General features: G+C 37.5%; 14 protein-coding genes and 1 pseudogene. 4 read left to right on the top strand and 11 right to left on the bottom strand.

Going from position 1 to position 11,961, the window contains the following annotated elements; all coding sequences use genetic code 11:
• The 8 genes from IEW45_RS11965 to IEW45_RS11930 are packed head-to-tail and all read right to left on the bottom strand — an operon-like array spanning position 1 to position 4,997.
• A complete protein-coding gene (locus IEW45_RS11965) occupies positions 1-297 on the bottom strand; it encodes a hypothetical protein (protein ID WP_229665943.1) in 297 nt (98 codons plus the stop codon).
• A 5-nt stretch (positions 298-302) separates the two neighbouring features.
• Positions 303-560, bottom strand: coding sequence for a hypothetical protein (locus IEW45_RS11960; protein WP_188621487.1), 258 nt, complete (start codon positions 558-560; stop codon positions 303-305).
• Positions 535-681, bottom strand: coding sequence for a hypothetical protein (locus tag IEW45_RS11955; protein WP_188621486.1), 147 nt, complete (start codon positions 679-681; stop codon positions 535-537). Before IEW45_RS11955 ends, IEW45_RS11960 begins: the two co-directional genes overlap by 26 nt.
• A 1-nt stretch (position 682) precedes the next feature.
• A complete protein-coding gene (locus IEW45_RS11950; protein WP_188621485.1) occupies positions 683-1,057 on the bottom strand; it encodes a hypothetical protein in 375 nt (124 codons plus the stop codon).
• A gap of 4 nt (positions 1,058-1,061) precedes the next feature.
• Entirely contained in the window at positions 1,062-1,727 is a 666-nt protein-coding gene (locus tag IEW45_RS11945; RefSeq protein ID WP_188621484.1) for a hypothetical protein, read from the bottom strand.
• On the bottom strand, positions 1,727-2,674 hold the full coding sequence (locus IEW45_RS11940) for an AAA family ATPase (protein ID WP_188621483.1): 948 nt from the start codon (positions 2,672-2,674) through the stop codon (positions 1,727-1,729). Before IEW45_RS11940 ends, IEW45_RS11945 begins: the two co-directional genes overlap by 1 nt.
• Positions 2,674-4,779, bottom strand: coding sequence for a hypothetical protein (locus IEW45_RS11935; RefSeq protein WP_188621482.1), 2,106 nt, complete (start codon positions 4,777-4,779; stop codon positions 2,674-2,676). Before IEW45_RS11935 ends, IEW45_RS11940 begins: the two co-directional genes overlap by 1 nt.
• A 2-nt stretch (positions 4,780-4,781) precedes the next feature.
• On the bottom strand, positions 4,782-4,997 hold the full coding sequence (locus tag IEW45_RS11930) for a hypothetical protein (RefSeq protein WP_188621481.1): 216 nt from the start codon (positions 4,995-4,997) through the stop codon (positions 4,782-4,784).
• Between the two features lie 56 nt (positions 4,998-5,053).
• Between IEW45_RS11930 and IEW45_RS11925 the strand changes: the two genes are divergently transcribed.
• From IEW45_RS11925 to IEW45_RS11910, 4 genes are all read left to right on the top strand, one after another.
• Positions 5,054-5,785 (top strand): S24 family peptidase, encoded by a 732-nt coding sequence (locus IEW45_RS11925; RefSeq protein ID WP_229665942.1) that lies wholly within the window; start codon positions 5,054-5,056, stop codon positions 5,783-5,785.
• Between the two features lie 663 nt (positions 5,786-6,448).
• Positions 6,449-7,492, top strand: a complete 1,044-nt coding sequence (locus tag IEW45_RS11920) for a glycosyltransferase family 9 protein (protein ID WP_188621480.1) — start codon at positions 6,449-6,451, stop codon at positions 7,490-7,492.
• 5 nt (positions 7,493-7,497) lie between these two features.
• Positions 7,498-8,091 (top strand): phosphatase PAP2 family protein, encoded by a 594-nt coding sequence (locus IEW45_RS11915; RefSeq protein WP_229665948.1) that lies wholly within the window; start codon positions 7,498-7,500, stop codon positions 8,089-8,091.
• Between the two features lie 30 nt (positions 8,092-8,121).
• Positions 8,122-9,021: an SDR family oxidoreductase gene (locus IEW45_RS11910; RefSeq protein ID WP_188621478.1), complete on the top strand. Its 900-nt coding sequence runs from the start codon at positions 8,122-8,124 to the stop codon at positions 9,019-9,021.
• Positions 9,022-9,204: 183 nt separating this feature from the next.
• Here IEW45_RS11910 and IEW45_RS11905 read toward each other — a convergent pair whose 3' ends face one another.
• From IEW45_RS11905 to IEW45_RS11890, 3 genes and pseudogenes are all read right to left on the bottom strand, one after another.
• On the bottom strand, positions 9,205-10,122 hold the full coding sequence (locus IEW45_RS11905; protein ID WP_188621477.1) for a helix-turn-helix domain-containing protein: 918 nt from the start codon (positions 10,120-10,122) through the stop codon (positions 9,205-9,207).
• 21 nt (positions 10,123-10,143) lie between these two features.
• Positions 10,144-10,881: pseudogene (locus IEW45_RS11900) on the bottom strand (SDR family oxidoreductase).
• Positions 10,882-11,049: 168 nt separating this feature from the next.
• A complete protein-coding gene (locus IEW45_RS11890; RefSeq protein WP_188621474.1) occupies positions 11,050-11,961 on the bottom strand; it encodes a helix-turn-helix domain-containing protein in 912 nt (303 codons plus the stop codon).

The raw sequence follows: 11,961 nt of genomic DNA, 5'->3' as shown, positions 1-11,961 counted from the left end.
TTATTGTAAAATTTCGGGGTTGTTTACTTCTATTTCTTCGGGGTTTTCTATTAGCTCTAAATTTTCGCAGAAAACACAATCCATTTTTATTTTAGTTTCATCATGCTTAATATCAAGGCAGCTTGTAGGTAAATCATGATTTTTCCCTCTTATAAACACAATAGTGCCTTCTGCTAATGTTTCTCCTCGTCCATTGAAAAGTGTTGATTTTACTATTGCTCTTTTTCCTCTGAAAAAATCAGCACTTTTTCGCTGTAAAAAATTCACTGTTATTTTTTTTGTTTTTAATCGTGTCATAGGTTTTAATCTTTAGGTTGCCAGTTCATTCGTTTAATCAGGTATAGTATTCCGGTTACTTTTTCTTCTACCGTGGGGCTTTGTTTAAAGTTTTTCGCATCGTTTTCCAGTTCTCTGAAAAGGGCGGCTCGTTCCTGGTTTACCATAATTCGCTCGCCAACGGTTAATGCAGTGCTAACTTCCATAGTGGCGTGTTGGGTACTCCATTGCAGTGCTATATGTAGCTCTGCAAGCCTGCTAATTATGTGTTCCTTCTCTCTCATTTTGTAATTCACTTTGTCGTTCCAGTTCCCACTTTTGTTGTAATACTGCTGTACTGTCTTGGTGGTGTGGGTTGTTTTTTAACCACTCGTTTAGTTCCTGTATTTTGCTTTGTATATCCATATCAGTTGAGTTTTAAATATGAAATAGGAATGCCTCTTTGTATTGTTAGTGTTACACCTCGTTTAAGCGGTTGCGCAGCTTCTAAAAGTGATTTAGGGTAATGGTTTAAAATACGCTCGGTACCTACTGCATATATTTTTTCACCTTTATAGGGAGATATTTTTTCGCTTCCATAATCTGAAATATCTTCTTTTAAATCCTCCTCAATAAAACTAAGCTCCGAACGAAACCATTTAGAAATAGCAGGGTTGGCAAGTATATGCTGATAATCGGTAGGGCGAATGCAATGCTTTCCGGCCCAGTTAACAAAAAGGTCAGTTACAAGCTCCTCGTAACGTTGTGGGGTTAGCCCCAGTATTTCATAAATTGCTTTCATATCCTTACTTTTTAGTTTCCTCTTTTATTTCGGTTCCCCTAACCTTTTCATAGCCTTCCTGCCAAATAACATAGTTACCGCCATTAGGGCCTATTGTCCGACCCTGGCAATTGGCTAAGTAGCCGTAGCAAAATATTTTTTTATTGGCATCGTATTTTATCTTTACTTCCAGTTCGCTGTAAGGGTTATTACCTTTGGCATGCCCTGTTATAATCAGTATCTTTTTGCGTTTGTACTTTCGGGTAAATTCCAAATACTGCTCTACTTTTTTAAAAAAGTAGCTTGCCGAGTTTATAATTACTACTTCGGGGCTGTTACGCCTGTCCAGGTATTCGTTAAGCTGCTCATAATCATATCCGGCGCTAAAAAACTTTACATCCTGCATTTTGTACAGTTTTATGCGGTTTATAAAGTCTAAATCGTCCAGTTCTTCTTCCAGTTCGTTAATTATACCTTTTAAATCAGCCGAAAGGCATAACGCTCTTGCTATGGCGAGTGCAAGGCTGCTTTTACCGCTACCACTGCCGCCGTATATAAACCAAACACCACGTTTCTGAACGTTCCCGAAGGCTTGGTATAATGCGGTGTCAATACTTTTTAAATCAATAAGCGATACACTTTGGTTCAATACATTGGCTACCGTTATTACTTTTGGTAACTTTTTACTCATTACGCCAGCATGTTTTGTGGTATTCCTAATACTTTAGTAACCAGTTGCACGGTAAGCGGTTCCCGCAACCTGTCTGCCTCTCTCATGGCGGGTACAAGCGCATCGTGTAGCTCTCCGTAATTGTCGCAATTTTTTTGCAGGAAAACACGCAATGCCCTGTCTTCAATATCAGTAAGGAAATTCCTGTAACTCCTGTCAATATGCGGTAATGCCCTGTAGCCAAATTTTATTCTTCGGTAAAACTGCGGTATGCCCGCCTTATTACGCTTTCGCAGTTTGTCTATATTTTCCTGTAGCTGGTTAGTACCTACCAGTACAATACTGCAAACCGTAATAAGGCTGTCGTATAGTTCCTTAATGGCACATAGTGCCGGCTGCTTCATGTATTCGCTTTCATCAAAAATTATTTGGGGTTTGTAGCCCTGCCCTTTAAGGTGGTGCAGGTGCTTTGCTATGGCTCTTAATTTTGTACTCTTGGTTTTCCCGGTAGTAATTTTAAGTGCATCAATCAATTTGTCAATAAGGTCGCCTAAATTGTCGCTACTGCCCACCTTAACTACAAAAGTGTCGTGCGGGTGTTGCTTTGCAAAAATGCCTATGGTAAACGTTTTGCCCGAACCGGTTTCGCCTATTATTACGTTAGTAGCACCATGCTCTTTAGCATCTTTCAAATTACTAAGGGCGTGTATAAGCTGTTCGGTTTCCCGTATTTCCCAATACTGCTTTGTTAGTGGTAAACCTATGCAGTTGGCAAGGGCTATAAAATTTTGAGCGGATATGTCACCCTGTTTTCCGCCTGCTTCATACGTAAAGTCAAAACGTAACATTTTGCTCAGGTAACCTTTATTTACATTTGCTTTGGTTGCTAGCTGGCTTGCGCTTAGTTGGTGCGCATCCATATAACTTAAAGCTGCTTCTATAATCTGTTTTTTAGTTTCCGTTGTCATTATATATAGTCGTTAAGGTTAATGCGTTGTTTGTGGTAGTCGTTTTGTTGGGTGCGCCAGTCACTGGCTTCGGCTTTTTCCGTTCTTGCTTCCTGTACTTCCAAAACCTTTTGCGCTTTTTTATTAATCTTATGGCTGTTATTATGGTCTTTGTGGTGTCCTAAGCTGTCAACTAGCAAGTGTTTTGCAAGGGTGTCCTGTAGTTGGGGTTTACTTAAAAATTCGTGTAACACATCAGCATTATCAGCACGCTCATTAGTTATGTATTTCATTACATTATCGTTGTAATCAGTAATACGCTGTTTTTCTGCTGCATCGCCTTCCACACGGTCGGCAAGTGCCATAGGCTGTATGTATATTTCATCAAGTACAAAGGAGTAGTTCCCCAGCAGCTTTACAAACTTGCCGCTTTTGCTTTCCGCATCCATTACCAGTACTTTACTCAGGTCGGCAGGGTCATACATTACACACCAATCAATATGGAATAGTTTGCGGAAGTTGATGTCAAAGCTGTCAAAACAACGCTCTATCCCGTTAATAGTGGGTAACAATCCGGAAGGGCTTAGCTTGTTAGTATAGCCTGTTTTTTCGCCTAAGTATTGCAGGTAGGTTTCAAAACTCATTATACTTTTGTGCTCCTCCGCTACTTCTTGCCATTTTTCAACAAAGGCCGCTACTTTTTTAGCCCTGTCCGCTTCTATTGAACCAATCAATTGCTGGCGGCATCCGTTTTCATCAGGAAATGATTTTCTTATTTTATTCAGCACCTCGTCATTGGGTTGGTTTTTACTGCCGCTATCCACATTATGCCCGCTCCAATTGTCAAAAAGTTGGCAATACTCCTTATTAAAGCGATTAAAAAACGGCTCAATAACCTTTGTTTTTTTGCTGTTTACATTAGCCGGGGTATAGTGTACCGTGCAGGCTTCATAGGTTGGGGTAAGGTGCTTTATTTGGTACCTGTCCGTTTGCAACTGGTACGGGCGGTAATAATCCCCAAACAGTTCTTTAGTATGCTGCATCGCATTACGCAATGCCTCTTTTATAAGTGCAGGGCTTTCACGTTCCCCAATGGCATAACCTACTATATACTTGTTATAAGGGTCTAACACCATTACAGCCGTCAATCGGTTATGGTAGGTGGTAACAGTGTTGCCCTGTGCGTTTATTGTTGCTTTTTGGTAAAGCAATTCAGCATCCCACCCGTCCATTGTCCAGTAAAGCATCGGTTTACTCGGGGCTTTACGTTTAACCTGCATTAACTTATGGTCTAACAGCTTCGCCTTTCCGTTACGCCCGGCATAAATAACCAGGTTATTTTCCTGTTTGCGGTTAGCCACCGTTTGCGGGGTTATGGTTTTCCAGTCCTGTATACCTGCAACACTGTTATATATGTTGGCTACCTGTGTATTATCAAGGTTAGTATGTTTTGCCAGCAGTTCATCAAGTAACGCCGTTTGGGTGTCCTCTTTTACTTTGGCGGCGTTTTGGTTGGTTAACTTACCGGAAATTAAAGCGATGTAACCCTGTTCCTGGTACGCTTTCACTTTCATCTGTAAACCGCGTTTAGTAGTGGGCAGCGTGTGTTCTACATCTCTAAAGGCATTTACATCTTTACTCAGGCTGTCCCAAATATCAACTTTAGTACATCCTAACGTTCGGCAGTAGGCTTTGCGGTTGGCTTTTACACGTATAACCGTATTAAGCACCGAAGCGTTATAAGTGTATCGCTCAATCAGCGAAGTATCAAGTTTTCGGTTTTCCTCTCCGTAACGGTGGGCCATGTAAAAATCAAAGGCTTTTTTATCCGCTTCGTAATGCTGGGCAAACCAGCTTTTTTTAACTTCCTGCTTGGGGCTTCCAAACTTTACCGTAAGCCTGTCCCGCCATTCCTGGCAAAGAGATGAAAACAGTACTAACGCATCATTATTTAATGAAGCTCTGCGTAAAAACTGTTCCGGGCTTGATTTCCTTTTTGTTCTATAGTAAAGTGTATTGTAGGCAATAACCTTTAAACTATCCATGTGAAAATCCCTGTCACAAATTAAGAAGCTGATTTTTACACCAAGCTTACCCTCGTAATATTCAAATGGTGTAGGCTTCATAATTATTCAGAGGTATTAATTTTAGTTTCAACTGCTTTTTTAGCAATATTTTCTAAATACTTGTATTCTTTTTTAATTACATCAGGCATAATTCCTTTACGGTCATCTCTCAAGCACTTTCTTATATAGTCTACAGAATAGCCGAATTTTTTTGCTAATGAGTTAAGGATATCCTCATTGTAGTTGTTTCTTTTTTTTGTAGGTTTGCTTGTTTTCATTTTTTGTCTTTTGTACAGGACAAACATACAAACAAATTTGAGTAAAACAAACTATTTTGAGTAAAAAAACAAACTTTTTTGACAATTTAATTCAGTTATGCGATTATAAAGGCATAAAGAATATGGGGGAATTGTCAAAATTACTAGGCTATAAATCAGCAGAGAAGCTATACAGACTGGAAAGGGATAAAAATAACAGCCCTTCTTATCAAATTATTTTAGACCTGTCAAACTTGTTTGAAGAAGTGGATTTAAATTGGCTTTTAACTGGTAAAGGCAGTATGATTAAAAATGCCGATATTTCTGAAAAATATATGAGTGAACCTGTAAGTGTATACAGTCTTAAAACTGACAACATGCAACAGCATCAATCAATACCATTATACAACTTGGAAGCTACAGCTGGAGTTGTAACTTTATTTAGGGATAGTAAAGAAACTAAGCCGATAGACCATATACAGATACCAAACCTGCCAAAGTGTGATGGAGCTGTTTATGTAACGGGCGATAGTATGTACCCGCTATTAAAAAGCGGCGATATTGTGATGTATAAACAAATGCACGACATTAAAAACGGACTGATTTATGGTGAAATGTACATTATAAGTATTGACTATGATGGTGACGAAATTGTTAGTGTGAAATGGCTGCAAAAAAGCGAAAAGGGTGACGACTGGATAAAGCTAGTTAGCGAAAACCAGCACCACCCGGACAGGGATATAGAACTGAGCCGGGTAAGGGCTTTAGCATTGGTAAAAGCCAGTATTCGGGTTAATTCGATGAGTTAAATTACTAAATAACTTAAAATCAGTTAATTAAATAGTATTAAGGTGTTTAAATAGCGTTTTTGGGGGTGGTTTTAACCCTTTTTTTAGCGTTTAAACTGTTTTTAAACGTTGTTACGGGGTTATTTATAGTAAATATTAATGCTTTTATTTGTCAACCCATTTGCCAACCCATTTGCCAACCCAATAGTAAAACGGATATATATTAAAATTTCGCTTTAAACATATTGCGTAGTATTAAAATGAATTGCAGTAATGCCTGCATAGTGCCATCGCAAACTACCATAAACAGGCGTTTTTACAGCATTTATGGTAATAACAGGTATATTTGCCCGGCTATATAGTAGTAACGGCTTTAAAAGCTTATTTAAACCTTTTTTAAATGGTAGTTAAATGGTAATAAAAAGTACAAAAGCGAACGTTTGTTTTGCGCACAAAAAAAGCCCTCATTTACTGTGAGAGCCTTATTTTATTGTCGTTTTCGACCTTTTTATAATTACTTACTTATGAAATTTAGTTTTAGTACCCTTAAATTATTGATGATTAAATGAATCAAATTTAGCCATAAAAATAAATTTTGAATACGCACCCCCGAACCACTTTTATTCTTCCTACTATTTTCCGCACTGATGAACTCCCTGAAAGCTCAACACAAAAATTTTATAAATGAATCCGAAAAAAATCATTAACGCTATAAAGTGGAAGGCATTTAGATATCTTACTTCCAGTTTTAAAAATAAGATAAGTGAAACGCTCCGCAACAATGATGATATAAAAAGAATCCTAATATGTAGACCTAATCATAGATTAGAAAATCTACTGTTGCTTTCCCCGTTGATTCAGGAGTTAGAATCCACATTCCCAAATAGTGAGATCGATTTGCTGGTAAATCAATCTTGTGCTATCCAGCTATATCAAAATTATGAAAATGTTCATCAGGTTATTGAATTTCCGAAGAAACCTTTCAAAAACTTCATAAAATACATAAGAACAATTTTACAGCTTAGAAGCAAGAGATATGATTTGGCCATAAATGCCGTCAAGGAATCTTTTTCTGGAAGATTATTTACGAAAATCTCAAATGCAACATTCAAGTTTTTAGGAGATAGCCATAAAAATAAAAAACAAAGTCATATCGCAAAACAAGTGATCTATTCTTTGCGGGAGTTTTTGCCCACTATAGGGCTTAAGTCAAATGATGTGATCCCAGCTAACTTGGATTTGAGACTTGCGAATGAGGAACTGATAAATGGCGGTAGTTTGGTATATGATATAGTGCAAAATGCACAACCAACTATTTGCTTATACACCCATACCACCGATACCAAATGCTATACAGAAATATGGTGGCTTAATTTATATGAACACTTAAAGAAAGTATTTCCAGATGTAAACATCATTGAAGTATTTCCGAAAGAAACTGTCTCTAAAATTAGTTTTAAAATCCCTGTTTTGTATTTCACCGACATACGGGAATTGGCAGCGATGATTGCAAGCACAGATGTTTTCATTGGAGCCGATGTTGGAATAATGCATCTGGCTAGCTCTTCCCTCACCCCTGTCATTGGTTTATTCTCAATTACAGACATAGAAAAATATAAGCCTTATAACGAAGGTAGTATTGCCGTAAATACCAAGGAGGTGAAAATCGATACGCTGATGGTTCTTGTTGAAAATGCTCTTTATCCTTATTTAAATACATCATTTTGAAACTTATGCGTAACGTCACAATTTCATTAAAAAGTCTGTGCGGCTTTAAAGCCCTAGCTGCTATTGTAATTTTGAGTTCGTCACTAGCGTATGGACAGGTAAAACCCCTTACTCCATCCCAAAATGCTCATAAGACAGCAGGGGATATTTTGCTTGTTACAATGCCAGCCTTAGCTATGAGTTCTACATTCATTTGGAAAGATGGTCAGAAAGGAACTTACCAATTTTCCAAAGCGCTGGCAGGCACTATTGTATTAACGTATGGTTTAAAACTAGCCATAAACAAAGAGCGGCCGAATAGAGAAAATAGCAATAGTTTTCCATCCGGTCATACATCTGTTGCGTTTGCCAGTGCAGCATTTGTACAAAAAAGATATGGTTGGGAATACGGCGTTCCTGCTTACCTCTTGGCAGGATATGTTGGATATACAAGGATTAAAGCAACCAAGCACGATGGTTGGGATGTGCTAGCAGGTGCTGTAATAGGTGTTGGAATGAGTTATTTGTTTACCAAACCTTATGAAAGAAAAAAGAAGTTGACCATTTCTTCGGACTATATCGAAAACACACCTACTATAGGTTTCACCTACAAATTTTAAGATCAATTGAGAAAGCTTACTTAAAAACAAATGAAAAAAAAAGATAAAATATTAATAACGGGAGCTACCGGATATTATGGGTATGCAGTTGTTGAATCTTTAATCGAAAACGGGGTGAATGAAAGTTTGATTTATGCAATGGCTAGAGACGATACAAAAGTTGAGAAATTAAAGTCCTTAAACGTAAATATTGTGTTTGGCGATTATAATCATTACGGTTCAATGTTAAAGGCCTTTTCTGGTATTGACAAATTGCTTTTTGTTTCAAGTAATGAACTAGAAAACCGCAGTATGCAGCATATTCAAGTTGTGAATGCAGCTGTAGAATCTAATGTCAAATATATTCTTTACACAAGCCAGGATCATAAAAAAGTAAATTTCTCGCTTATCGAGTCTGTACTAAATTCTCATTTGGCAACAGAAAATGCCATTAAAGAAAGTGGTCTAAATTATACCATTTTGCGAAATGGACTTTACATGGACATATTGCCTTTATTTTTGGGGGACAAAATCTTTTTACATGGAATTTACCTGCCAGCCGGTAATGGGAAAATAGGTCTTGCACTACGGAGTGAAATGGCCGAGACCGCAGCCAAGGTCTTAATCTCTAATGGTCACAAAAATAAGATCTATAGTGTATGTGAAAATAGTTATTCCTTCTCAGAAATAGCAGAATATATTTCTCGAATCACTGGCAAAAACATCACTTATTTAAGTCCTAGCCTAGATACCTTTCTTAAAACTGTTATTGATCAGGGGATGCCTAAAGCTTGTGCTAAAGTAATAGGAGGTTTTGCCTCGGCTACAAGACATGGTGAATTAGATAGTGACAGTTTACAAATGGCAAAACTATTGGGTCGAAAGCCCGTGTCTGTGGAACAGTATCTAGAGGAAATTTTTTACTGGAAATACTTAAGGAATGTTGTTTAAAGAATTGGATTTTTATAGTATGGTTATCAGATGACTATAAAAAGTTGAAGTCAAATAAAACACTATCATAACACCATGTCCTTCATAGTATTTTGAATTTCTTAGCAATAGAAAGTCCTATTTATGATGAGAATATGAACATCTACCAATGATCAACTGCTTCTCCAGTACCAGCGGTATTTTTCAATTGAACAGTGCCCTGAACTGCAGTGGGGTTTTTTGGGTATTCTTTTTGAACATTGTACTGAACGATTGGGGATATTCAAAACCCAAATTATAGGCTATTTCGCTTACGGACAGATTGGTTGTTGATAGTTCTTCTTTTGCCTTTTCTATGATAGCTTTCTGAATATATCGCTGAGTGTTTAGTCCCGTAAGAGAACATAACAAATCACTCAGGTAGCGGTGGGAAAGACCGAGTTTGTTGCTAAGAAATGTTACAGAAGGCAAGCCATTATCCAGTCCGCTTTTATCTTGAAAATACCGCTCCAAAATTTGATCCAACGAGGTTATAATTTCGTGGTTTATTTCTTTTCGGGTAATAAATTGACGGTTATAAAAACGCTTGCTGTAGCTTAACAATAAAGCTAATTGTGATACCAATACCTCCTGACTAAATTGATCGATGTTTTCTCTGGATTCAGCATTTATGGTTTGAAATAATTGCTCGACAATAGCTTTTTCTTTGGCCGATAAAAAAAGTGCTTCGGAAACATTATAGGAGAAAAAACCATAGGATTTAATTTCAGTGCCTACCGGAAACTTGCGAATAAAATCTTGATGAAAATATAAAGCATAGCCTTCATAACTTTCCATATCTTCATAGGGAGTTACAATTTGACCAGGTTTTAAAAACGCCAGTCCACCTTCGTCAAAATCATAGTAATCCTGCCCATATTTTATTTTTCCACTAAAACTATTTTTAAAAGAAATTTTATAAAAATCAATAGTTAATTTTTGTTCACTGTTTATTTCCAGTTGCGGTGTTTTATTATAATCTACCAGTGTGAATAAGGGATGTTGTGGGGCGGGCAACCCCAAATATCGCATTAATGCAGATATGCTTTTAAATGGTTTTATTTCTGAGTTACTCGCTCCCATAACCTTGAAGGTAACTATTTTTTAGTTTTGAACCGCTGGTCGAATCACAATATCACCAATTTCCACTTCTTTAGGTTGACTGATCGCATAGATTACAGCACCTGCAATTGCATCAGGGCTTATGGCAATTTCATCACGACTTTTCAAAATGGCAGTTCGCATTTGGTCGTTTTTAATATTTTCGGCAAAATCCGTATCGACAAAACCGGGAGAAACACCCGTAATTCTGACAGTTCCATCAGACTCCTGCCGAAAAGCTTCGGAAATTGTCCTTATCGCATTTTTAGTTCCGGCATAGACACCCATCGTGGGGGTTATGGTAAGCCCTGCCGTAGAAATGATGTTTACAATGTGTCCGGATTGTTGTTTTTTAAATACGGGAATCGCTGCTGCCATTCCGTACAAAGTACCGTTCAGGTTTACATTTATCATTTGTTCCCAACCTTCTACATCAAGTTCATCAATTTGGCTTAATTGACTAACCCCTGCATTGTTCACCATTACATCCAATCTTCCAAAGTCAGCTACGGCTTTTTCAACCAACTTATCTAAGTCTGCCCTATGTTAAACATCTGCCACTACATAAATTGCTTCGCCATTTTTTTCAGTAATAGTTGATACAATTTCCACTAGTCTTTCTTCACGGCGAGCGGCGAGTACTACTTTTGCTCCCGCGGCAGCCAGCTTTGTGGCAATGGCTTTTCCAATTCCGCTACTTGCACCAGTGATAGCGACTACTTTTTCTTTAAGATTCTGCATACTAAATTATCTTTTAAATCTGTTGCAAAGTTCTTAGTTGTCGTTTCCTAAAAAGTAATCAGATTGGTATTTATTGTAGTTAAATTGTTATGGAGCGGCATTTGAGTTGAGCAAGACATCCATTCTTTTATTGCTTATGCCTCTCCATGTAATGGGCTAGTAATTTCCTTAATTAAATAATGCCCTGTATTGCATTGGGGTCTTTTGGGTATTCTTTTTGAACATTGTACTGAATGATTGGGGATGCTCAAAGCCCAAATCAAAAGCTATTTCCTTAACACTTAAATCGGTAGTTGAGAGTAGTTCTTTAGCTCTATCAATTACAGATTCTTGGATATGTGTTTTAGCATTTTTACCTGTCACATTTCTCAACAGATCACTTAAATAATCAGGGGAAACGTTGAGCTTTTCCGCAAAGCATTTAACTGTGGGCAGACCCGAAAGGGCAGCGTCACATTTTAGATAGGAATCAATTAATTCTTCCATCATTGCCACTAAATCATTATTTACTGCACTTCGTGTCAGAAACTGCCGATTGTGAAAACGCTTTGCATAATGGAGAAGCAGATCAATATGGGAAACAATTAGATCTTGACTATAATGATCAATATTGTTTTTCAGTTCATCCTGAATTTGATGCATAAGATTCATCATTATTTTGTCCTCTTTTTCAGAAAGGTGCAAGGCCTCCGCAGTGGAATAAGAGAAGAACCCATAATTTCCAATGACCTTTCCCAACTCATAATGCCGAATGAGCTCAGGTTTGAAGACGAGCATATAACCCGATACTGGGTCATCTGTAGGATTGGTGACTGAAAAAATTTGACCAGGTTTGGTAAAACTCATCACACCTTCATCGAAGTCATAATTACCTTGTCCGTACCTGAATTTTCCAGAAGATCCTTTTTTACAGGCTACACAATAAAAATCATAGAAAAAGCTGCTCCAAATTTTGTTATCATCAAACTTCAGAAGTTCAAAATCTATCACACTTATCAATGGATGATAGGGCTTTGACAGTCCAAATAACTTATGAAGTTCAGAAATTGACTTAATTTTATAAGGAGCAGCTTTTTTCAC

It is taken from the genome of Flavobacterium suaedae (genome assembly GCF_014642915.1).
In the GTDB taxonomy this organism is placed as follows: Bacteria; Bacteroidota; Bacteroidia; order Flavobacteriales; family Flavobacteriaceae; genus Flavobacterium; species Flavobacterium suaedae.
This window is presented reverse-complemented; position numbering and strand designations above follow the sequence as displayed.

Coding starts and splice junctions, on each gene's coding strand:
- IEW45_RS11965 (WP_229665943.1), bottom strand. CDS start 297: ATGACACGATTAAAAACAAAAAAAATAACAGTGAATTTTTTACAGCGA.
- IEW45_RS11960 (WP_188621487.1), bottom strand. CDS start 560: ATGAGAGAGAAGGAACACATAATTAGCAGGCTTGCAGAGCTACATATA.
- IEW45_RS11955 (WP_188621486.1), bottom strand. CDS start 681: ATGGATATACAAAGCAAAATACAGGAACTAAACGAGTGGTTAAAAAAC.
- IEW45_RS11950 (WP_188621485.1), bottom strand. CDS start 1,057: ATGAAAGCAATTTATGAAATACTGGGGCTAACCCCACAACGTTACGAG.
- IEW45_RS11945 (WP_188621484.1), bottom strand. CDS start 1,727: ATGAGTAAAAAGTTACCAAAAGTAATAACGGTAGCCAATGTATTGAAC.
- IEW45_RS11940 (WP_188621483.1), bottom strand. CDS start 2,674: ATGACAACGGAAACTAAAAAACAGATTATAGAAGCAGCTTTAAGTTAT.
- IEW45_RS11935 (WP_188621482.1), bottom strand. CDS start 4,779: ATGAAGCCTACACCATTTGAATATTACGAGGGTAAGCTTGGTGTAAAA.
- IEW45_RS11930 (WP_188621481.1), bottom strand. CDS start 4,997: ATGAAAACAAGCAAACCTACAAAAAAAAGAAACAACTACAATGAGGAT.
- IEW45_RS11920 (WP_188621480.1), top strand. CDS start 6,449: ATGAATCCGAAAAAAATCATTAACGCTATAAAGTGGAAGGCATTTAGA.
- IEW45_RS11915 (WP_229665948.1), top strand. CDS start 7,498: ATGCGTAACGTCACAATTTCATTAAAAAGTCTGTGCGGCTTTAAAGCC.
- IEW45_RS11910 (WP_188621478.1), top strand. CDS start 8,122: ATGAAAAAAAAAGATAAAATATTAATAACGGGAGCTACCGGATATTAT.
- IEW45_RS11905 (WP_188621477.1), bottom strand. CDS start 10,122: ATGGGAGCGAGTAACTCAGAAATAAAACCATTTAAAAGCATATCTGCA.